This is a genomic window from Parasphingorhabdus sp. (genome assembly GCF_049667325.1).
Taxonomy (GTDB): domain Bacteria; phylum Pseudomonadota; class Alphaproteobacteria; order Sphingomonadales; family Sphingomonadaceae; genus Parasphingorhabdus.
In genome coordinates this window covers 1-20,488 of sequence record NZ_JBATHY010000011.1, presented here as the reverse complement: position 1 = coordinate 20,488, position 20,488 = coordinate 1, and the positions used below count along the sequence as shown (strand labels likewise).

Genomic DNA, 20,488 nt, shown 5'->3' with positions numbered 1-20,488 from the left:
TGTGCAATGGTTTTACATCTCGAGCGCGACGCTTGCATGACCAATCAATCGTGCCTAATTCGCTCAATCATATTTGAGAATTGGGGGTCGACATGCGTGCATTTATTTTTCCGGGACAGGGCAGCCAGGCCGTCGGCATGGGCAGAGTGCTGGCCGAGGCGAGCAAAACAGCGCGGGAAGTGTTCGAGGAAGTCGATCATGCACTGGAACAAAATCTGTTCAAGCTGATGTGCGAGGGACCCGCAGACGAGCTGACCCTGACAGAAAACGCCCAGCCGGCGATTATGGCCAATGCGATTGCGACCTTACGGGTAATGGAAAAGGATGGCGGCAAACCCCTGGGCGAACTTTGCACTTATGTCGCCGGCCATAGCCTCGGCGAATATAGCGCGCTGTGTGCAGCCGGAGCGCTGGATCTGACCACCACCGCCGGATTGCTGAAGCTGCGCGGTCTGTCGATGCAAAAAGCCGTGCCGGTGGGCGAGGGCGGTATGGCGGCCTTGCTGGGTGCCGACATCAAAAAGGCATCCGCGCTGGCGAAAGCGTCCGCTGAAGGTGAAATTTGCACGGTCGCCAATGACAATGATCCGACCCAGGTGGTGATTTCCGGGCATATCGGCGCTATCGAGCGGGCGATCGCTTCGGCGAAGGACCATGGCATCAAACGCGGGATATTGCTGCCCGTTTCCGCGCCGTTTCACTGTTCGCTGATGGAGCCAGCGGCGGAAGCGATGGAAGAAGCGCTGGTGGAAGCGAATCTTTTCTCGCCCGTCGTCCCCGTTTTCGCCAATGTCACCGCTGCACCGGTTTCGGATGTAGATGAAATCCGCAATCTGCTGGTGCGGCAAGTGACCGGAACCGTGCGCTGGCGGGAATCGGTCAGCCATATGGCGGAAGGCGGAGTGGAACAATTTGTCGAATTTGGCGGCAAAGTTTTGACCGGAATGGTTGGGCGAATTGCGCCCGACGCCGAAACTGTCAGCCTTGTTTCCATGGATGACATCGAGGACTTTTTGAAGAGTCTGTAGCGGCTGCAGCATTCAATCTCTATCACTTGAATTTTTAAGGAATCTGGAATGTTTGATTTAAGCGGAATGACGGCCTTGGTAACCGGAGCGTCCGGAGGGATCGGATCAGCAATCGCCAGATCCCTGGCCGCGCAAGGAGCGACCGTCGCGCTTTCCGGAACACGCATGCACGTGCTGATGGAGATGATTCCGGATTTGGCTGGCGAGGGCCATATAGTCATGCCGTGCGATCTTTCCAAAGCGGAAGAAGTCGACGCCCTGGTTCCTGATACGGTGGAGAAGTTCGGCAAGCTGGACATATTGGTCAATAATGCCGGTATCACCCGCGACGGACTCACGATGCGGATGTCGGACGAAGATTTCTCCGACGTTATCCGCGTCAATCTGGAATCGGCCTTTCGCCTGATTCGTGCCGCCGCCCGGCCGATGATGAAGGCGCGCCATGGCCGCATTATCTCGATCAGCTCGGTCGTTGGCGCGACCGGTAATCCGGGACAAGCCAATTATGTTGCGTCCAAGGCTGGCTTGGTCGGAATGTCCAAGGCTTTGGCGCAGGAGCTTGCGTCCCGCAATATCACGGTCAATTGCGTGGCGCCCGGATTCATTGAATCACCGATGACCGATGCGCTGACTGATGCCCAGAAGGACGATATCAACCGCAAGATTCCGGCAGGCAAAATGGGAAGCGGTGACGATATCGGTGCCGCCGTGGTCTATTTGGCCAGCCAGGAGGCATCCTATGTCACCGGTCAGACACTGCACGTAAATGGCGGTATGGCGATGATTTCCTAAGACTTTGCCGAAAAACATGATGTCCTGTGCGATTTCGACTTCACTGACACTTGCAAGGCGCGCGCCACCGCACTAGGACGAAATTGAAATTACATCCTAACAAAAAGGGAACTCTCATGAGTGAGACTGCAGACCGGGTAAAAAAGATCGTTGTTGAGCATCTGGGTGTTGAAGCCGACAAAGTAACCGAAGAAGCTGCTTTTATCGATGATCTGGGCGCTGACAGCCTCGACATTGTTGAACTGGTTATGGCGTTTGAAGAAGAATTCAGCGTCGAAATTCCAGATGACGCAGCCGAAAAAATCGGAACGGTTAAAGACGCCATCGATTTCATCGACAAAAACAAGGGCTAATCGATTTTGGGGTGCCGCCTTGAAAAAGGGCGCGCCTCTTGGCCGATGATCGCTGAAAAACAGCAAAGCGGCTCACCGGCCCGGGAGAACATCCTGAACCGGTGGCCGTTTTTGATTTCGGGCATGCTAAGCCCGCAAGGAGAGGCATGATATGCGTCGTGTAGTTGTAACCGGAATGGGCCTGGTAACGCCGCTGGGCGGAGATGTGGAAACAACCTGGAAGAATATATTGGCTTCCAAGTCGGGTGCCGGAAAAATCACCCATTTCGACGCATCCGATCAAAAATGTCACATCGCTTGTGAAGTGAAGCCGGCTGACCACGAATATGGGTTCGATCCCAATTTACGGGTCGATCACAAGGTTCAGCGGCAGGTCGACCCTTTCATCATCTATGGCATCGATGCCGCCGGACAGGCGTTTGAAGATGCCGGTCTGACCGACATGTCGGAAGAAGACAGATTTCGCACCGGTTGTTCGATCGGTTCAGGCATTGGCGGTCTTCCGGGAATCGAAAAGGAATCACTGGTACTGGCAGAGCGCGGCCCGGGCCGCGTCAGCCCGCATTTTGTTCACGGACGTCTGATCAATCTGATCTCAGGACAGGTTTCGATCAAATATGGCCTGATGGGCCCCAATCACGCGGTGGTTACCGCATGTTCAACCGGCGCGCACAGTATTGGTGATGCGGCTCGGATGATCGCGCTCGACGATGCCGATGTGATGCTGGCTGGCGGCGCGGAAGCAACCATCTGCCCGATTGGCATTGCTGGCTTTGCGCAAGCCAAAGCGCTTTCCACCAAACGCAATGACGATCCAACGGCGGCTTCGAGGCCTTATGACAAGGACCGCGACGGTTTTGTCATGGGTGAGGGCGCTGGCGTTGTGGTTCTCGAAGAATATGAACGCGCCAAGGCTCGCGGAGCCAAAATCTATTGTGAAGTGGTCGGTTATGGCCTGTCAGGCGATGCCTATCATGTCACCGCACCGCATCCTGAAGGCATCGGCGCCTATAATTCGATGGCGATGGCGCTCAAACGCTCGGGTCTGACCACTGCCGATATTGATTATGTGAACGCGCACGGCACATCGACCATGGCCGATGTCCTCGAACTGGCTGCGATCCGGCGCCTGTTCGGTGATGATATCGCGACCATGTCGATGAGCTCGACCAAATCGGCAATCGGGCATTTGCTCGGTGGTGCAGGGGCCGTCGAGGCTATCTTCTGCATCCTCGCGATGCGCGATCAGACGGTACCTCCGACTTTGAATCTCGACGATCCGGAAGAGGAATGTGCCGGCGTCGATCTGGTGCCGCATTTTGCCAAACAGCGGAAGGTCAAGGCCGTGCTCAGCAACAGCTTCGGTTTTGGCGGAACCAATGCCAGTGTCATCATGAAAGCGATCTAGCAATATGCGCCGTCTCGGTTGCCTGATACTGGTAGCGGCGGCGGTCATCGCGGTCGTGCTGGCCGGGAATTTCCTTTATGGCTGGAACGCCAGCGGTCCGCTGGAGCAGCAGCGGACGATCATCATCAGATCCGGCTCGAGTCTGGCCATGGCTGCCGAGGCGATGGAATCGGAAGGTGTCATCAAATCCGCCGATACGTTTTTGAACAGAGCCAAAATACTCGGAGGATCGGAACCGATCAAGGCCGGAGAATTTGAAATTCCGGCGGGCGCCAGCAACGCGCTGATTCTGGATATCTTGCAAGGCGGAAAATCGGTGCAACGGCTGATCACTGTTCCGGAAGGAACGCCGTCGATCATCGTGTACGAGAAATTGATGGCCGAAAAACTGCTCAAGGGCGATATCCCGGTACCGGCGGAAGGGTCCATCCTGCCGGACAGTTACAGTTTTGAACGCGGTGAGCAGCGGGCAGCGGTGCTCCGGCGGATGCAGAAGGCGATGAGCGACACGCTCGCCGAGCTTTGGCCGAAACGAACCAAAGCCAGTGTGGTGAAAACGCCAAAAGAGGCGATCATTTTGGCCGCGATTGTCGAGAAGGAGACGGCATTGGCGAGGGAGCGCCGGACTGTGGCGGGTGTTTATGGCAATCGTGTTCGTAAGAACATGATGCTGCAGGCTGACCCGACGATCATCTACCCGAACACCAAGGGAAAGCCGCTTGGGCGTCGCATCAGGCAATCGGAAATTGCCCAGGTCAACGACTATAATACTTATGCGATGGTGGGCTTGCCCAAAGGTCCGATTGCAAATCCAGGCCGCGCATCGATTGAAGCCGTGCTTGATCCTGCCGATACCGAAGCGCTTTATTTTGTCGCTGACGGCAAGGGCGGGCATATTTTCGCCAATACGTTAAAAGAGCATAATGCAAATGTCGAAAAATGGTTCGCTATACGGCGGGAACGTGGAGAAATGTAGAAGCTGCAAGCTGCGGGATATCTCCGCGAGCCTGACTCTATCTGCTGTGCACTCCGTTTTTCTTTCAATCTTCTCGCAAGTGAGAGGAGCCCGATATGTCGGCAAGGCTGGTTGAGATAATCATACCCGACGCGGACATCTTGCACGCGAAATCAATCATTCGCGAGCATTGCAGCCGTTTTTGGCAGGAGCCCGTTCCGGACGGGCTCGAAAAATTTTCCTGCGTAGTGCCAAGCCGGACCATCGAGCCGTTGATCGCGCAACTGGCCGGGAATTTTAAGGATACAGAAGGGTTTTCGGTTCTTGTCTTGCAGGTCGAGGCGGTTCTACCGGAGATTCCTGAACTGGAAGCAATCGTGCCGCCCCTTTCCGGTGAATCGAAGCCGCCCAGTAAACTGGAACTGTTTTTTACGCGCGACCGGATCAGCACCAACGAACTCTATGATGATATTGAAGCCAGTCTGGACCTCCGTCCCAATTATTTGCTTACGGTGGTGCTGTCGGCCCTGATTGCGGCTCTCGGCATGCGTAGCGGGCAAACCGCTGTCGTGATTGGCGCGATGATCATAGCCCCGCTGCTCGGGCCGACGATGGGGATGGCGATGGCGGCAACGCTCGGAGATTCGAAACTCGGACGACGCGCGGCCATTACTCTTTCAGTCGGCATATTGGCCGCGCTGATTTCTACTTTATTGCTGGGCATGTTGATCGAAATCGATCCACTGGTGTCGGAACTGAGAAATCGCACGATAGTGCATCCAGCCGATATCGCCTTGGCCTTGGCTTGCGGCGCAGCCGGTGTACTGGCGTTCAGTCAGGGTGCATCACTCGCCCTGGTTGGAGTCATGATTGCGGTAGCGCTTGTGCCACCGATAGCCGCTGCAGGCCTGTACTTCGGCAGTGGGGATCAGATGCTCGGATTCAAAGCGCTGTTTCTGCTGGCGACCAATCTTGTCTGTATCAATGTTGCCGGCATCATCATGTTCCTGGCCCAGGGATTGCCGCCGAGGAACTGGCGGATCACCAGCGGTGTTTTCCTGATCTGGCTAATCATGCTCGTTCTCTTTATTTCGCTGGTTGGCGGACGGTTTGTGCTGGGCGACGGCTGAAGACCAAGCCGCCCCAAAGCGGTGTAAAACCTTCAAGCCCGGTCGATAAGTCGATCGATATCGACCGAGTATCTCGAAGGCTTGTTGGGATCTATGAACACCTTCAGTTTCTTGCCGGCCAGTTCTTCGGTTGGATCAACCCAGATAGGCTCGCTCAAAAATTGTTCCAGTTTGCCGGAAAACGGGTTTTTTCCCTGCGCGACGACGCGATAGGGATGGCGACCATTTACCGACTGGCTTGTGTCCCGTTCAACCTCGAGAAATTCGACCGCGATTGGCGTGCCATTGGCGCGCAGCCATTTGCGCATTCTGGCACTGCGAATCACAAAGAAAATCAGGCCGCCACCGAGCATGGCAAATATCGCCCCCATTGGTCCCAGGATCGCGATGAACCCCCATCGCCCCCAGAAATCGTCAATGATGGCAACGGACGGATTGTCCGGCGCATATAGCAGGTTCACGCGCTGTCCCCTGGAGTGGCGGGGTGGATTGGAGCTTATCTGGTCGACAAATTCATGGCTTTGCTGATTGTCGTCGGTGAATCGAACAAGAGCGGCAAAAGTGCTGCCGTCTTCGCCCTGATTTCGAACCATTTGAATGACCTCGCCCTGTGCAGACCGGGCGTCGGATAAGAAGTCTTGCTGGTCGTTGTAGAGATAAGCGGTTCCCGCCAGCATCGCCAAGCCGGCGGCAAAAATACTCCTGCCACAATCTTGAATGGACTCATCCCGGTCTACCTCCCCCCCGATTCAGATATTTGCTATATATCCGAATAACAGAAGCGATAAAAATTGGAAATTCGGCAAGCTCAGTAGTTGAAGCGTTCCTTCAAACTCTCCCGCGCATCCCGATATTCTTTGGTGAACTGGTCGACCATGTCCTGAACGGTCATCACATCGTTTATCAATCCGATGCCCTGGCCACAGCCCCAGATGTCTTTCCACGCTTTTTTCTCGGTATTGCCGCCAGAACCGAAGTTCATGGTTTTATAGTCGCCTTGCGGGAGATTATCGGGGTCCATGCCGGCATTTTCGATCGACTGGCGCAGATAATTTCCTTTTACGCCGGTAAACAGGTCGGAATAGACGATGTCGGCGGCTTTGCCTTCGACAATGCCTTCCTTGTAGCCCTGGTCCGCATTGGCTTCTTTGGTGGCGATAAAGGCCGATCCGGCATAACCGAGATCAGCGCCCATCGCCTGGGCCGCCAGTATCGAGGCACCGTTACCGATAGAACCGGAGAGAGCCACCGGGCCGTCAAACCATTCGCGGATTTCCTGCATCAAGGCGAACGGGGATAATGTGCCAGCATGGCCGCCAGCGCCCGCGGCAACCGGGATAAGGCCGGTCGCTCCCTTTTCGATCGCCTTGTGGGCAAAGCGGTTGTTGATAATATCATGAAGGACGATTCCGCCCCAGCCTTTGACCGCCGTGTTGAGGTCTTCGATCGCACCAAGCGAGGTGATCACAATCGGCACTTTCCATTTGGCGCAGGTCGCCATGTCCTGATCGAGACGATCATTGGATTTGTGGACGATCTGGTTGACCGCGAACGGCGCTGCAGGCTGGTCGGGATTATCCCGGTTCCACGCCGCCAGTTCCTCGGTGATCTGGTGCATCCACTCGTCGAGCATGGTTTGCGGACGGGCGTTGAGCGCAGGAAAGCTTCCGACGATCCCGGCCTTGCACTGGGCGATGACCAGTTCAGGACCCGACACGATGAACAAGGGTGCGCCGATCAGAGGCAGGCGAAGATTGTCGAAAATGGCTGGTAAAGTCATGGAAACCCCGATTTGGAAAAATATGCCACCGCATTAACCGATACAGCGGCATATTCTACTGTTATTTTAATTGATCGCTTAAATTCTGTTGACCGCGCTGAGTAATGCCTCGACCGATGCGGTGGCAACATCGCTGTTGATACCGACACCGTAAAATTCCTTGCCGTCGTCGGTTTTGCATTCGATATAGGCGGCCGCCTGCGCATCTTTGCCCGAACCCAGCGCATGTTCGTTATAGTCGATGATTTCGAGGGTTACGCCGAGGGCAGAGGAAACCGCGTCGACCACACTGGAAATCAGTCCGTTTCCGCGCCCGCTGACCGATATTTCACCTTCAGGGCCCTTGACCTTGCCGACGAAGATGCGCTCGCCACCGGTTGACCGTTCGTCATAGTCGATCAGGCTATATTGCCCGTTTCCGTCAAGATGATAGCGATCACGAAAGGCATCCCAGATATCCGCCGATGACAGTTCGCGGCTCGTCTCGTCGGCCAGTTCCTGCACCGTTCGACTGAAATTCGCTTGCAGCCGTTTGGGTAGTTTCAACCCGTAATCCTGCTCCAATATCCAGGCGATCCCGCCCTTGCCGGACTGGCTGTTGACCCGGATGACGGCTTCATAATCGCGGCCGAGATCGCGCGGGTCGATCGGCAGATAGGGTACGTTCCACAGTTCGTCATTGCGCTGTTCTTGCGCGGTGAAGCCCTTCTTGATGGCATCCTGATGCGAACCGGAGAAAGCGGTGAAAACCAGTTCTCCTGCATAGGGATGGCGGGCCGGAACCGGCAGCTGATTGCAAAATTCCACGGTCTTGACAATTTCATCCATGTTGGAAAAATCCAGTTCGGGATCAACGCCTTGCGTGTAGAGATTCAGGCCCAATGTTACCAAATCGACATTGCCGGTACGTTCACCATTGCCGAACAAACAACCCTCGACCCGGTCTGCGCCCGCCATCAGGCCCAGTTCTGACGCCGCGATGCCCGATCCCCTGTCATTATGGGTGTGGAGGCTGATCACGACATGTTCGCGCTTGCTGATATTGGTGCACATCCACTCGACCTGGTCGGCATAAATATTCGGCGTCGCCGCTTCGACAGTGGCTGGCAGATTCAGGATCAGCGGTTTATCGGCGGTCGGTTCGATAATTTCCATCACCGCTTCGACAACTTCGAGACTGAAATCCAGTTCGGCGGTGGAGAAGGTTTCCGGTGAATATTCGAAATGCCAGTCGGTATCCGGATATTTTTCGGCCTGTTCACGCAATATCGTCGCGCCTTCCCGCGCAATATCCTTCACGCCCTGCTTGTCGAGCCGGAACACGACATCCCGCCAGGCGGGTGAAACCGCGTTATAGAGATGGACGATGGCCGCCCGGGCTCCTTCGAGGCTGGCGAAGCTAGTTTCGATAAGGTCGCGGCGTGACTGGGTCAGCACCTGGACCATGACGTCATCCGGAATCTTGCCGGATTTGACGAGTCCGCTGATAAAATCAAAATCGGTGGCGCCGGCGGACGGGAAACCGACCTCGATCTCCTTGATGCCGATTTTGACAAGCAAATCAAAAAACCGCTGTTTTTTCTGCGCATCCATCGGGTCAATCAGTGCTTGATTGCCGTCACGCAGATCGGTGGAGAGCCAACGGGGTGCTTTGTCTATAACGCGCGAGGGCCACTGCCTGTCGGGCAGGTCTATTTGCGGGAAAGGACGGTATTTTTGTGACGGGTTCTGGTGCATGTCTTCACTCTTATGCTGATGGAAGATGCGCGCAAGGCACAAATTCTCTTGTTGCTTACAATATCTGGAAAATCATCCCTTAGACGGGGGGCTGCGCCTTTTTCGGCAGCAGCATCGGTACGCCTAAGGGCGTATAAGTCGTAGCAGCGAGAGAGCTTGTGACCGTATCATCGGATCATTTCTATCCTTACCGACAGATAAATCAACCATGTTTGACCTTTTTGTTGGTGAAATCTCTTCCAGGGGTGTGGACCGGGATCGTTGATCGCGACCGGACGCCTCCGGAAAGAGCAAGGCTTTGTACGGATTTCTGCGCCCTTACTACGTATGTTACAATTCATTAACGTAGTTGGGATATGTATTTTTGTACGAAGCCTGGGGGTCCGATGGAATGTATCGTCTTGTATACATGAGTACGCCAAAACGCTGCCTGCGCAGCGAGGAACTAAGCTCTATTCTGGCGGCTGCGACCAGGAACAACCACCGCAATGAAATAACCGGCATATTGATCCAGGATCGCAAACGTTTTCTACAATATCTCGAAGGTAGTGAAAACAAGGTTGAGGAAACATTTGCGCGCATCGCCTCGGATTCCCGTCACCATGCAATATTCCGCTTGAAGAGCGGGTTGATCGACCGGAGACAATTTCCCGGATGGAGCATGGCTTCAAAGACCATCGAACAGTGCGCGAGTCTGAAAAATGCGGTTAGCGAACTGGTAAAATGCTGCGACCATGACGTGGTTGCAGAATTGTTGAACTTCGCGGAGGCTCGCGACCGGGCAGCCTGAACGTCGACTGCCCGGCCTTTCTATCGTTTAGTTCTTTTCTTTGTCGACCAGCTTGTTCGCACCGATCCAAGGCATCATGGCGCGAAGTTGAGCTCCGGTTTCCTCGATTGGATGGGCTTCGGCCGCCTTGCGAGCCGCTTTCAGCTCCGGTTGTCCAGCGCGGTTGTCGAGAACAAAATTCTTCACGAAACGGCCTGACTGGATATCTGCCAAAACCCGTTTCATCTCGGCCTTGGTTTCATCAGTGATGATCCGCGGTCCGGTGGTGATGTCCCCGTATTCAGCAGTATTTGAGATGGAATAGCGCATATTCGCGATCCCGCCTTCATAGAGCAGATCGACGATCAGCTTGGTTTCATGGAGACATTCGAAATAGGCCATTTCCGGCGCATAACCGGCTTCGGTCAGGGTTTCGAAACCTGCCTGGATGAGATGGGTGATGCCACCGCAGAGCACGGCTTGCTCGCCGAACAGATCGGTCTCGCATTCCTCGCGGAAATTGGTCTCGATAATGCCCGAGCGGCCACCGCCGACACCGGATGCATAGGCAAGGGCAACATCATGGGCATTGCCGGAAACGTCACGGTCAATGGCAATCAGGCAGGGAACACCGCCACCGCGCTGATATTCGCTGCGCACTGTGTGGCCGGGGCCCTTGGGAGCGATCATGATGATGTCGAGATCCTCGCGCGCCTCGATCAGGCCGAAATGGATGTTGAGGCCGTGGGCGAAGGCGAGGGCGGCGCCCTGTTTCATGTTCGCGTGCAAATCATCGGCGTAGATCGCTGCCTGATGCTCGTCGGGTGCGAGGACCATGACGATATCGGCCCATTTTGCGGCTTCCTGATTGGTCATCACCTTGAATCCGGCGCCTTCGGCCTTTTTCGCGGTTGCCGAACCGGCGCGCAGGGCAATGGCGACGTCCTTGACGCCGCTGTCCCGGAGGTTCTGGGCGTGGGCGTGGCCCTGGCTGCCATAGCCGACAATGGCTATTTTCTTGCCGGTGATCAGGCCGAGGTCCGCATCGGCGTCATAATAGACTTTCATTTTTCTTCCTTATATTCAGATGATAACGAATTGGGTTAGGACGCCCGCTGCAGCCGGTATCAACCAGCCGAATTGAGCAATTTCTTGTTCATCCGGCATCCGGCCCGCGTGAAACGGCGACCACACCGGTTCGACCGACTTCAACCAGTCCAACCTCGCGCATCAATGCCACAAATGTCTCGATTTTGTCCGGTGCGCCGGTAATTTCAAATATGAAGCTCTCGGTAGAGGCATCGACAATCCGGGCGCGATACGCATCGGCCAGGCGCATCGCTTCGATCCGGTTGTCGCCTTTGCCGGCAACCTTCACCAGGGCAAGTTCTCGCTGCACATGGGGACCGGACTCTGTCAGGTCACGGACGCTGTGTACCGGAATCAGCCGGTCGAGCTGGGCAATGATCTGCTCGATGACGTGGGGCGGGCCGTTGGTGGCGATGGTGATCCTGCTGATCGCGTGATCTTCGCTGATGTCCGCCACGGTCAGACTCTCGATATTATAGCCACGCGAGGTAAACATACCAGCGATCCGCGCCAATATGCCGGCTTCGTTGTCGACCAGTATGGCCAGAACATGCCGTTCAACGGCTTCTTCTTGAATATGCATCAGACAAGTGCCTTTGCTTGGTCGTCCATTATACCCTTCACATCGTCGGGAGACAGCAGCATTTCTGTGTGCGCCGCGCCGGAAGGGATCATCGGGAAACAATTGGCCAGTTGCGCCACCCGGCAATCCACCATGACCGGGCCATCGGTTTCGAGCATTTTCTGGATGCCGGCGTCAAGATCGGCAGGATCTTCGATGCGGATGCCGGTCCAGTCATAGCTTTCCGCCAACTTCACAAAGTCCGGAAGACTATCACTGTAACTATTTGAATAACGGCTTTCATAGGTCAGCTCCTGCCATTGGCGGACCATGCCCATATATTCGTTGTTGAGAATGAATATCTTCACCGGCAGGCGATATTGGGTGGCAGTGCCGAGTTCCTGGATATTCATCTGGATCGACGCTTCGCCGGCAATATCGATGACAAGGGCATCGGGATTGCCGAGTTGTGCGCCAATTGCCGCGGGCAAACCATAGCCCATGGTGCCGAGACCACCGCTGGTCAGCCATTTATTGGGTTTTTCGAAATCGAAATGCTGGGCCGCCCACATCTGATGCTGCCCGACTTCGGTGGTGATGATGGGTTCGCGCTTGTGAGTCGCCTGCCACAGTTTGCGAATGGCTTCCTGTGGCATGATTTCCTGCTTGTTCTCGGGATAATCAAGGCAATTGGTCGCGCGCCAACCAGCGATCCGCGACCACCATTCGGCATGATCCGGCGTGGCAAAGCGGCGTCCCTTGAGCACGGCTATCAACTGTTCCATCACCCGGCCCACGTCGCCGACCACCGGAAGATCGACACGAACGGTCTTGTTGATCGACGAACGGTCGATATCCACGTGGATTTTCTTGCTGTTCGGAGAAAAGGCATCGAGCCGGCCGGTTATCCGGTCGTCGAACCGCGCACCGAGGCAGACCACAAGATCGGCCTTGTTCATCGCCATGTTGGCTTCAAATGTACCATGCATTCCGAGCATGCCCAGCCATTTGTCGGAGGAAGCCGGAAATGCGCCCAGCCCCATCAGCGTTGAGGTCACCGGACATCCAAGCAATTCCGCCAGTTCTCGCAAGGCTTCGCTTGCCTTCGGTCCGCTGTTGATAATCCCGCCGCCGGTATAGAGGACGGGCGCTTTCGCACCCATGATCATTTCCGCGGCGGTGTTGATCGCCTTGAAATCACCCTCGGTCTGGGGTTGATAGCGGCTATTATTGTCGACTGTATTGCGGCTGAATTCCGTCGCTGCAACCTGAACATTCTTGGGAATATCGATGACCACGGGACCGGGGCGGCCCTGTGTCGCGATGTGAAACGCCTCGCGCACAACATGCGCCAGATCCGAAGGCTTTTTTACCAGATAATTATGCTTGGTGCAGTGGCGTGTAATGCCGACTGTATCGGCTTCCTGAAAGGCGTCGGTGCCGATCAGATTGGTTGCGACCTGACCGGTGATGACGACCATCGGGATGCTGTCCATCAAAGCATCGGTAATCCCGGTCACGGCATTGGTCGCGCCCGGGCCAGAGGTGACCAGCACAACGCCCGGTTTCCCGGTCGAGCGCGCATAACCCTCGGCCGCATGGGTCGCCGCCTGTTCGTGGCGAACAAGAATATGCTTGATCTTGGGATGCTCGAACAGCGCATCGTAAATCGGAAGTACGGCACCGCCGGGATAGCCGAAAACGGTATCCACGCCCAGATCCAGCAGGGTTTCGATCAATATGTCGGCGCCGCATTTTTCGGCCACATCATGCTCCATTAGCTGTCTATATCGCGCTGCCCGCCCGCCATGATGCACTGCAACACAATAGGCAAGGCTTAGTTAATTCGGGGCTCGCTACATATCTGAATATGTTATGTCAAGGGCTAACTACGTAATATAGTTTCAATTATATGATCAAAATCATTATTAAATGGCTTTTCAGCTCGTAGCCAATCGGGCGGGCACTGGTTGCGGAACCAGGTATACTGACGTTTGGCATATTGGCGCGTTGCCGCTTGTGCCCGCTCTATTGCGGCTTCTCTGGTGAGATCACCGGCCAGCCATGCCGCGATTTCAGGAACACCGATCGCCCGCATCACCGGTTGGTCCGTTGACAGATCGCGCGACAGGAGGATTTCCACTTCTTTTCTCGCACCGCCTTCAATCATCTGGTGCAACCGCAAATCACAGCGCTGGTATAGCCATTCACGCGGCGGCAACAGGACCAGCGGATGCAGTCTGATTTTGTCACCAATGCCGCCGGACTTGTGCCTGTGCCACTGGTCCAGCGGTTTTCCGGTCGAGCGTATCACTTCCAGCGCGCGTTGAATGCGGGTGGTGTCGGTGGGGTGCAATCGCTCTGCGGAAACCGGATCGAACGTCTCTAGCTCCCGATATGCTTCCAATGTTTCCAATTTCCGGATGGCTCGACGAATGACAGGGTCGATTTCCGGAATTGGCGCTATGCCGTCCAACAATACCCGGACATACATCCCCGTGCCACCGACCAGTATCGGCATTAAATCCCGCTGATGCGCTGCAGCGATTGCCGCTCTCGCATCACCGGCCCAGCGCGCCGCGGAACAAGCCTCATCGCCATCAATATAGCCGAAAAGCTGGTGTTCTATTCCTTCCATTTCCTCGATATCGGGGCGCGCGCTCAAGATTCTGAGGTCTCGATAGACCTGGGCGCTATCGGCATTGATGATCACCGAGGGTTGCTTTTTGGCAATCTCCAGTGCCAAGGCGGATTTGCCGCTGGCCGTCGGTCCGACGATCAGCGCGACATTTTTGTCCAGTTTCGGAGAAATCATGTTCATCGCGACGCTCATAGCAAAAGAATCTCTGAAAGAGAGAGATATTCAATCTGCGATTGCTCACCTGAATGCCGCCGAAGCAGCGATCCTCCGTCAGTCGGAGACGATCGACGGGCGGGTATTGGACATATATTTCGAAGGAGACCCGATTAGCGCGCGTGCACATCTCGAAACGATCGGCAACGATGTCGACATTGCGGTGCAGCCCGAAGCCAACCGCCGGAAAAATCTGCTGATATCCGATATGGACAGCACAATGATTACCGTCGAATGTATAGACGAACTTGCAGATTATGCCGGCATCAAGTCCCAGATCGCTGAAATTACCGAACGGGCAATGCAGGGCGAACTTGATTTTGAAGAAGCTCTGCGGGGCAGGGTGGCGCTGCTCAAGGGGCTCGACACCGCAGCGATCCAGCAATGTCTGGATGAACGGGTGAGAATCATGCCGGGCGCGGAGATTCTCGTAAGGACGATGGCAAAGCGCGGGGCGATGACGATACTGGTGTCGGGCGGATTCACAAAGTTTGCCAAGCCCGTTGCACAAGCGATTGGATTTGAATCGTTTTGTGCCAATATTCTGGAAGAAGAGGGTGGCTGTCTTACCGGGGGGCTCGACGGACAGATTGTGGATTCAACCCGAAAGGTCGAAGTGCTGCAGTCGGCTGCCGAAGCGGCGAACCTGCCGTTGGCACAATGTATCGCAGTCGGGGATGGCGCGAATGATATACCGATGCTGGAACGGGCCGGTCTCGGGATCGCCTATCACGCCAAGCCAAAGGCCGCCCAAGCCGCCGACGTGGCGATCAAATATAACGATCTGACGTCGCTACTCTATATTCAAGGTATCGCAGCCGATGAGTGGGTCGCCGGATGACCGTCTTCTAGCGCCGTTTTACTATACAATCATTTCCGGAAGCTTTCACGCTGCTGCACATGGTATCTGCCTGGGCACGGGTGGCAAAAGGCCCTGCCTGCAGCCGGGTGATCCCTCCCGCCCTGACCAGATAAGGCTGCATTCCAGCGAGCGCAGAAACGCTGGTTTCTAAGCGGTTCCAGAGGTTCTTGGCTTTGTTTTCGTCACTGAACGCGCCCAGCTGCACACGCCAGTCGCCGCTTGCAACCGCGCGAACCGGCGCAGCGGTCGCAACCGGCGGCACCGGCACAGGCTGTGGCGCGGGTGCATAGGTTACGCCGGGAGTGCTGGGCGCCGGTGCTGGCATCGCGGGGCGTGAAGGCGGCAATTGTGCGGCCTGGACAGGTCCGGTTGACCGGGCAGGTAGCAGACCGCCGATTTGCGTTGTCCTGACGCGCTTCTCATCCTGTTCCATTTGGCCAGCCAGCTCGATCGCGCGCCGCCGGTCTTCGATCGGAATGAAACGATCCATCTCGGCCAGATTTGCTGTAGCTGCGGCCAATCCTTGTGCCGATGACCGAGTCATCATAGCATAGGCTTTGACCCAGTCCCGTTCGACAAAATCTCCATTGAAATGCCCAGTGCCCAGAACATATTGTGCCCGCTGTTCACCGCGATCGGCGGATGCCTGCAAATAAGGCACGGCTTCGTCCCGACGGTTGTTCTGGAACAATATCAGTCCGTAATTGTCATTGGCTTGCAGATGTCCTTGATCCGCAGCTTTCTTGTACCATCTTTCCGCCTGTCCGAGATCCCTCGGAACACCGTTGCCCAGCTTATAGGCTTGCCCGAGATTGAACTGGGCATCGGCATCGCCTGCGTCGGCGGGGCCGCGCCATTCGTTAACCGCGGTTGCAAAATCCCCGCGTCCCCACGCATCGACGCCAGCCTTTACATCCGCCAATGCTGGTACCGAAACCAGAACGAGCGCCATACCAAGAAACCGGGTGATGGGACTAATGGCCTTTGTCATGGAATATTCCTTGGTGATCAGTTAACAAAAATAGCGAAATATCAGGCGTTCTCGCATTGCTAAACTGCGGGGACTCTTGAAGTCTAGCAAAAACTGGAGGGGCTGTTCAGCGATTCCTTGTTTGATAGATGTAAACTTTTTTCACAATTTCGAAAATCGTCTTGAACTTGTTAACCCTATTTTAGCCCTGCTCTGTCACAAAAGCACCCGAATAGAGATTTTTGGGCAAATTCTGCCTGTGATGGAATAAGGGGAAGAGCGTGCGAGTTCTAGCGATGGCTTCGCAAAAAGGCGGCTCCGGCAAAACTACATTGTCGGGTCATCTGGCTGTACAGGCGCAACTGGCCGGGGCTGGCCCCGTGGTATTGATCGATATCGATCCGCAGGGTTCGCTGGCCGATTGGTGGAACGAGCGGGAAGCCGATTTGCCGGCATTTGCGCAAACCACCGTATCTCGCCTTGCCTCCGATCTGGCGATATTGCGCCAACAGGGATTCAAGCTGGCTGTCATCGACACGCCGCCGGCAATTACCATGGCGATCCAGAGCGTGATTTCAGTCGCCGAACTCATCGTCATTCCAACCCGCCCGAGTCCGCACGATCTCAGGGCAGTGGGCGCGACCGTCGATCTCTGTGAACGCGCTGGGAAACCCTTGCTCTTTGTCGTGAACGGCGCGACACCGAAAGCCAAAATTACATCCGAAGCAGCGGTTGCGCTATCGCAACATGGCACTGTCGCACCGATAACCATCCATCACCGAACCGACTTTGCCGGATCGATGATTGACGGGCGAACCGTGATGGAGGTCGACCCGAAAGGGCGTTCCGCGCAAGAAATCGTCCATCTTTGGGATTATATTTCCGACCGGCTTGAAAAGAATTTCCGCCGGACAATTTTCAGCGCGCCTGCGATGGCCCAGAATGTCAATCCGGGCGCTCAACGCCCGGGCGGTAATTTCGGCCGCAGAGTGGTTGGCTCGTGATGGCGGAGGCTGAAAAAATGAACGACCCGAAACCACAAGCGTCTCTTTCGTCCACGTTGCTGGCTCGAAAAGGCGGCGCGAAGCCGGCGATGCGTCGCCAAGGCTTGTCGAGCTTTCCAGACAACTCATCCGGTCACGACAGTGATGTACATGAGGACCTGGGCTGGAACGACATGGGATATGATGTAGACCCTGATCACGAAGCGCATCCGATCGAGCATGTTCACCATAATCCTCTGGCTGGTGCGATTCCCAATCCCGGTTCTGTCGTCAGACATCAACAGGAAGAAATTGCCGCCAAATTGGGAAACAAGACCGTTGAAGAACAGGTGACCCGCAAGGTTGAAGAAGAACCTGTAGCAGCGCCCGTGCCATTGTCCATTTCTCGCGAAGTTCAGCCGCTAGCCGAAACTTCAGCAGTGCTGGCAGCTGCGAGAAATTCCAAACGTGAACCCAAAAAATCTCGTCCGGCTACGAAATCCCGGACCCGGAAGGCAAAAACCGCATTTACCCTTCGAATGGATCCCGAAAGGCATTTGAAATTGCGGTTGGCGACGGCGGTTAAAAACATCTCGGCACAACAATTGGTAACCAAAGCTGTGGACGAATATTTGAGGTCTATCCCCGAATTGGAGGGACTGGCCGAACGGATTCCGTCCCGCGGGGTCGCTTGAACCGGGCTTGACGAGAATTTCGAACGAAAAAGACTGACTTTTATTGCGAGGGCATAGAAATGAAACGCGATGTGATTTTGAAAATGGCTGCTTCCTCCATGGTGTTTGGCACTGTGTTGACCGGTTGCGGTCCCTTTGGCGGCGGCTCCGTCGCATCCATGTCGAGCAAACCGGCAACGGTTAAAGACGGCGCGAAATACGCCAGAAAAGCCGAAAAGGCACTGGCCAAAGGCGATGTCGAAAAAGCGATAGCTTATGCCGAGCGCTCGGTCGCGGGCGTTGGTAGCGATCCGGAAACGCGGGCTCTTTTGGGGCAGGCTTATTTGTCCGCTGGTCGCCTGGCTTCTGCGGAACGTAGCTTGCTCGACGCCATGGAACTCGGAAAATCTGATGCGCGCACCATCCTGAGCTTGAGTCTGGCTCAATTGGGTCAGGGCAAGGTAGACAAGGCGAAAGCGCTTATAGTCGACAATCGTCAATTTATTCCAGCCGCTGACTATGGGCTTGCACTGGCGCTCACCGGTGACAGCAAGACTGCTGTCGAGGTTCTGGAGCAGGCCATCCGCGAATCCAATGTCACCGGACGTACCCGCCAAAATCTGGGTCTGGCCTATGCCTTGGACGGTCGCTGGCAGGAAGCAAAATTGATGGCGTTGCAGGATGTGACACCAGCCATGGTCAATGACCGTGTAATGCAATGGGCGCAAATGGCGCGTCCCGGTGCTTATGAAACGCGTGTTGCTGCGGTCTTGAACGTGACTCCGGTCGCGAATGACCCGGGTCAGCCGGTTCGACTGGCTCTCAGGCCAACGCAAGTGCCGGTAAGCGTCGCAGCTTCTTCCGATCAGGACTATGAAAGCGAAGTGGCAAGCTTCGATCGCAATAGCCCTCTTCCGGCCATTGGCCCGGCGCCGAAAGCCGAAGACTATGTAGATTTTCTGGCCAAGGAAAATAACGTCAAGGTCGCGAACGTCGCCATTCCCGCCAGCGAGGCAGTGGCCAAAGCACCGGTAAAAATCCCGCTTGTAAAGGCTGATGCCAAACCGGTCCGCGTTGCAGCGACAAAATTCATTGAAGAAAGTGACAAGCCGGTTGTGGCTAAGAAAGCCGCTTTCCAAACTGTTCCGGCGGTTAAACCGGTACTGCAAAAAGCGGCATTCCAGCCAGCTGCAAAGCCTGCGACCGTACCTTCTGGGACCCATTTGGTCCAGTTGGGTGCATTTTCATCGGCCGAAGGTGCCAAACGCGCATGGGGGATATTGTCCTCTGAAAACAGCGACCTGAATTCCTTCAACTATGCAAGTTCGCGGATCAACGTGAACGGCAAGACCCTTTACCGTCTGGCGGCGATAGGGTTTGGCAACGCGCAATCTGCCGATGCCATGTGTGACGGGATCAAGGCCAAGGGCGGGAACTGCATCGTCCGTAATGCACCGGGAGTTAACAAGGCTTCGCCGACCCGGATGGCCAGCAAAGCGCCGAAAAAACTAGCGTCACGCTAGATTTTTGAAAAATTCATGAAGGCGGCGAGCTAATAAGCTTTGCCGCCTTTATATATTGCCGTAACCCGACCCTGGACGGGCAGGCCCCCAAATGGCGTATTGCCAGCAGCAGCAGCCATTTTGTGACTATCGACTTGCCACGGACTATCTTCGTCGATGAGGATGAAATCAGCCTCATAGCCCGGATGCAGCAAGCCTGCTTCGACACCCAGAATTTTCGCCGGATTGGCAGATAATAGTTCGAACAGCCGTCCTGTCGAAATCGTGCCGTCGCGAACAAGGGTGAGAGAGAGCGCAAGTAAGGTCTCCGCACCCGCCATTCCCGGAGCCGCTTCCGCATAAGGCAACCGCTTGGCCTCTGCGCCATGCGGATCATGACCGGAAGCAATAACATCGATCGTGCCATCCTTCACCGCCGCAATACATGCCAGACGATCATCATCGCTCCGCAATGGCGGAGATAGCCGGGTGAAGGTACGGAAATCATGGATCGCAATGTCGGACAAAAGCAGATGGGCAGGGGTAATGCCACAGGTCACCGGCAACTTTTCCGATTTTGCTGCCCGAATCAGGTTCAGGCCAGCCTCGGTGGTTACCTGACGAAAATGTACATGAGCGCCGGTTTCGCGGATCAGGGCAATATCCCGGGCGATGGAAACCGCCTCTGCGGCGGCCGTGGCGCTGGCGAGCCCCAGTCGGGTTGCGGTTTCACCATTGGTCGCGACGGCAGCGCCGGTCAGTCCGGCGTCCTCGCTGTGGACGATCAATGGCAGATCCAATGACCGGCAATATTGCAGCAGCTTGAGCATGAGACCGCTGTCCGCGATCCATTGCCGGCCCGTGGCAACCGCCATTGCGCCCGAGCGCTTCATCAATCCGATTTCGGCCAGCTGTTTTCCCTCTAGACCTTTGGTTGCCGCTGCAATCGGATGCGACCAGAAGTCGGGTTTGCCTTCGGCGGCATTATGCTTGATCATCGCTGGCAGATCGAGAACGGGCGACTGGTCCGGCATCAACGC

The 20,488-nt window shown here is 55.6% G+C and carries 20 protein-coding genes; 11 read left to right on the top strand and 9 right to left on the bottom strand.

The genetic code is table 11. The features are described 5' to 3' along the window. The first annotated feature begins 92 nt into the window (after nucleotides 1-92). The 6 genes from fabD to WBM93_RS00400 all read left to right on the top strand — a co-directional run bounded on the left by fabD (nucleotide 93) and on the right by WBM93_RS00400 (nucleotide 5,666). A complete protein-coding gene (gene fabD / locus WBM93_RS00425) occupies nucleotides 93-1,028 on the top strand; it encodes an ACP S-malonyltransferase (protein WP_424427053.1) in 936 nt (311 codons plus the stop codon). A gap of 48 nt (nucleotides 1,029-1,076) precedes the next feature. Next, nucleotides 1,077-1,820: a 3-oxoacyl-[acyl-carrier-protein] reductase gene (fabG, locus tag WBM93_RS00420; RefSeq protein ID WP_424427052.1), complete on the top strand. Its 744-nt coding sequence runs from the start codon at nucleotides 1,077-1,079 to the stop codon at nucleotides 1,818-1,820. 116 nt (nucleotides 1,821-1,936) lie between these two features. Next, entirely contained in the window at nucleotides 1,937-2,173 is a 237-nt protein-coding gene (locus WBM93_RS00415) for an acyl carrier protein (protein WP_089132491.1), read from the top strand. Nucleotides 2,174-2,324: 151 nt separating this feature from the next. Next, nucleotides 2,325-3,581, top strand: coding sequence for a beta-ketoacyl-ACP synthase II (gene fabF, locus WBM93_RS00410; protein WP_424427050.1), 1,257 nt, complete (start codon nucleotides 2,325-2,327; stop codon nucleotides 3,579-3,581). A 4-nt stretch (nucleotides 3,582-3,585) separates the two neighbouring features. Then, the gene (mltG, locus tag WBM93_RS00405) at nucleotides 3,586-4,557 is read left to right on the top strand and encodes an endolytic transglycosylase MltG (protein WP_424427048.1); all 972 of its coding nucleotides are present in this window, start codon (nucleotides 3,586-3,588) and stop codon (nucleotides 4,555-4,557) included. A 95-nt stretch (nucleotides 4,558-4,652) separates the two neighbouring features. Further along, nucleotides 4,653-5,666, top strand: coding sequence for a TIGR00341 family protein (locus WBM93_RS00400; RefSeq protein ID WP_424427046.1), 1,014 nt, complete (start codon nucleotides 4,653-4,655; stop codon nucleotides 5,664-5,666). A 32-nt stretch (nucleotides 5,667-5,698) separates the two neighbouring features. On the opposite strand, the gene WBM93_RS00395 is transcribed toward WBM93_RS00400, so the two are convergent. From WBM93_RS00395 to leuA, 3 genes are all read right to left on the bottom strand, one after another. After that, nucleotides 5,699-6,343, bottom strand: coding sequence for a DUF3592 domain-containing protein (locus WBM93_RS00395; RefSeq protein WP_424427044.1), 645 nt, complete (start codon nucleotides 6,341-6,343; stop codon nucleotides 5,699-5,701). Nucleotides 6,344-6,474: 131 nt separating this feature from the next. Next, nucleotides 6,475-7,446: an NAD(P)H-dependent flavin oxidoreductase gene (locus WBM93_RS00390; protein WP_424427042.1), complete on the bottom strand. Its 972-nt coding sequence runs from the start codon at nucleotides 7,444-7,446 to the stop codon at nucleotides 6,475-6,477. Nucleotides 7,447-7,524: 78 nt separating this feature from the next. Beyond that, nucleotides 7,525-9,183 (bottom strand): 2-isopropylmalate synthase, encoded by a 1,659-nt coding sequence (gene leuA / locus WBM93_RS00385; protein ID WP_424427040.1) that lies wholly within the window; start codon nucleotides 9,181-9,183, stop codon nucleotides 7,525-7,527. 391 nt (nucleotides 9,184-9,574) lie between these two features. Between leuA and WBM93_RS00380 the strand changes: the two genes are divergently transcribed. After that, a complete protein-coding gene (locus tag WBM93_RS00380; protein ID WP_424427038.1) occupies nucleotides 9,575-9,973 on the top strand; it encodes a BLUF domain-containing protein in 399 nt (132 codons plus the stop codon). Between the two features lie 27 nt (nucleotides 9,974-10,000). Here the strand turns inward: WBM93_RS00380 and ilvC are convergent, their stop codons facing one another. The 4 genes from ilvC to miaA all read right to left on the bottom strand — a co-directional run bounded on the left by ilvC (nucleotide 10,001) and on the right by miaA (nucleotide 14,424). Next, nucleotides 10,001-11,020 carry a ketol-acid reductoisomerase gene (ilvC, locus tag WBM93_RS00375; RefSeq protein ID WP_424427036.1) on the bottom strand — a complete coding sequence of 340 codons (1,020 nt, stop codon included), beginning with the start codon at nucleotides 11,018-11,020 and terminating at the stop codon, nucleotides 10,001-10,003. An 88-nt stretch (nucleotides 11,021-11,108) separates the two neighbouring features. Continuing rightward, entirely contained in the window at nucleotides 11,109-11,624 is a 516-nt protein-coding gene (gene ilvN / locus WBM93_RS00370) for an acetolactate synthase small subunit (protein WP_424427034.1), read from the bottom strand. Continuing rightward, nucleotides 11,624-13,369 carry an acetolactate synthase 3 large subunit gene (locus WBM93_RS00365; protein WP_424427031.1) on the bottom strand — a complete coding sequence of 582 codons (1,746 nt, stop codon included), beginning with the start codon at nucleotides 13,367-13,369 and terminating at the stop codon, nucleotides 11,624-11,626. Before WBM93_RS00365 ends, ilvN begins: the two co-directional genes overlap by 1 nt. A gap of 119 nt (nucleotides 13,370-13,488) precedes the next feature. Continuing rightward, nucleotides 13,489-14,424, bottom strand: coding sequence for a tRNA (adenosine(37)-N6)-dimethylallyltransferase MiaA (gene miaA / locus WBM93_RS00360; RefSeq protein WP_424427030.1), 936 nt, complete (start codon nucleotides 14,422-14,424; stop codon nucleotides 13,489-13,491). Between miaA and serB the strand changes: the two genes are divergently transcribed. Then, on the top strand, nucleotides 14,417-15,298 hold the full coding sequence (serB, locus tag WBM93_RS00355) for a phosphoserine phosphatase SerB (protein ID WP_424427028.1): 882 nt from the start codon (nucleotides 14,417-14,419) through the stop codon (nucleotides 15,296-15,298). The two genes, miaA and serB, sit on opposite strands and share 8 nt — an antisense overlap. A gap of 7 nt (nucleotides 15,299-15,305) precedes the next feature. Here the strand turns inward: serB and WBM93_RS00350 are convergent, their stop codons facing one another. Further along, a complete protein-coding gene (locus WBM93_RS00350) occupies nucleotides 15,306-16,310 on the bottom strand; it encodes an SPOR domain-containing protein (RefSeq protein WP_424427026.1) in 1,005 nt (334 codons plus the stop codon). A gap of 260 nt (nucleotides 16,311-16,570) precedes the next feature. Here WBM93_RS00350 and WBM93_RS00345 point away from each other — a divergent pair, with 260 nt between their 5' ends. From WBM93_RS00345 to WBM93_RS00335, 3 genes are read left to right on the top strand one after another with little or no spacing between them, the layout of a single operon-like run. After that, the gene (locus WBM93_RS00345; protein ID WP_424427024.1) at nucleotides 16,571-17,293 is read left to right on the top strand and encodes an AAA family ATPase; all 723 of its coding nucleotides are present in this window, start codon (nucleotides 16,571-16,573) and stop codon (nucleotides 17,291-17,293) included. A gap of 17 nt (nucleotides 17,294-17,310) precedes the next feature. Continuing rightward, nucleotides 17,311-17,967: a hypothetical protein gene (locus tag WBM93_RS00340; RefSeq protein WP_424427022.1), complete on the top strand. Its 657-nt coding sequence runs from the start codon at nucleotides 17,311-17,313 to the stop codon at nucleotides 17,965-17,967. Between the two features lie 59 nt (nucleotides 17,968-18,026). Beyond that, nucleotides 18,027-19,469, top strand: a complete 1,443-nt coding sequence (locus tag WBM93_RS00335) for an SPOR domain-containing protein (RefSeq protein ID WP_424427020.1) — start codon at nucleotides 18,027-18,029, stop codon at nucleotides 19,467-19,469. Between the two features lie 29 nt (nucleotides 19,470-19,498). Here WBM93_RS00335 and WBM93_RS00330 read toward each other — a convergent pair. Continuing rightward, nucleotides 19,499-20,488 (bottom strand): dihydroorotase (locus WBM93_RS00330; RefSeq protein ID WP_424427018.1); only part of this gene is annotated, 990 nt, incomplete at its 5' end.

Excerpts from the sequence above, each read along its gene's own strand:
- WBM93_RS00350 (WP_424427026.1), bottom strand. The coding sequence starts at position 16,310 with ATGACAAAGGCCATTAGTCCCATCACCCGGTTTCTTGGTATGGCGCTC.
- leuA (WP_424427040.1), bottom strand. The coding sequence starts at position 9,183 with ATGCACCAGAACCCGTCACAAAAATACCGTCCTTTCCCGCAAATAGAC.
- serB (WP_424427028.1), top strand. The coding sequence starts at position 14,417 with ATGTTCATCGCGACGCTCATAGCAAAAGAATCTCTGAAAGAGAGAGAT.
- fabG (WP_424427052.1), top strand. The coding sequence starts at position 1,077 with ATGTTTGATTTAAGCGGAATGACGGCCTTGGTAACCGGAGCGTCCGGA.
- WBM93_RS00400 (WP_424427046.1), top strand. The coding sequence starts at position 4,653 with ATGTCGGCAAGGCTGGTTGAGATAATCATACCCGACGCGGACATCTTG.
- ilvC (WP_424427036.1), bottom strand. The coding sequence starts at position 11,020 with ATGAAAGTCTATTATGACGCCGATGCGGACCTCGGCCTGATCACCGGC.
- miaA (WP_424427030.1), bottom strand. The coding sequence starts at position 14,424 with ATGAACATGATTTCTCCGAAACTGGACAAAAATGTCGCGCTGATCGTC.
- WBM93_RS00335 (WP_424427020.1), top strand. The coding sequence starts at position 18,027 with ATGAAACGCGATGTGATTTTGAAAATGGCTGCTTCCTCCATGGTGTTT.
- WBM93_RS00340 (WP_424427022.1), top strand. The coding sequence starts at position 17,311 with ATGAACGACCCGAAACCACAAGCGTCTCTTTCGTCCACGTTGCTGGCT.
- mltG (WP_424427048.1), top strand. The coding sequence starts at position 3,586 with ATGCGCCGTCTCGGTTGCCTGATACTGGTAGCGGCGGCGGTCATCGCG.
- WBM93_RS00395 (WP_424427044.1), bottom strand. The coding sequence starts at position 6,343 with ATGCTGGCGGGAACCGCTTATCTCTACAACGACCAGCAAGACTTCTTA.
- fabF (WP_424427050.1), top strand. The coding sequence starts at position 2,325 with ATGCGTCGTGTAGTTGTAACCGGAATGGGCCTGGTAACGCCGCTGGGC.
- WBM93_RS00415 (WP_089132491.1), top strand. The coding sequence starts at position 1,937 with ATGAGTGAGACTGCAGACCGGGTAAAAAAGATCGTTGTTGAGCATCTG.
- WBM93_RS00380 (WP_424427038.1), top strand. The coding sequence starts at position 9,575 with ATGTATCGTCTTGTATACATGAGTACGCCAAAACGCTGCCTGCGCAGC.
- ilvN (WP_424427034.1), bottom strand. The coding sequence starts at position 11,624 with ATGCATATTCAAGAAGAAGCCGTTGAACGGCATGTTCTGGCCATACTG.
- fabD (WP_424427053.1), top strand. The coding sequence starts at position 93 with ATGCGTGCATTTATTTTTCCGGGACAGGGCAGCCAGGCCGTCGGCATG.
- WBM93_RS00390 (WP_424427042.1), bottom strand. The coding sequence starts at position 7,446 with ATGACTTTACCAGCCATTTTCGACAATCTTCGCCTGCCTCTGATCGGC.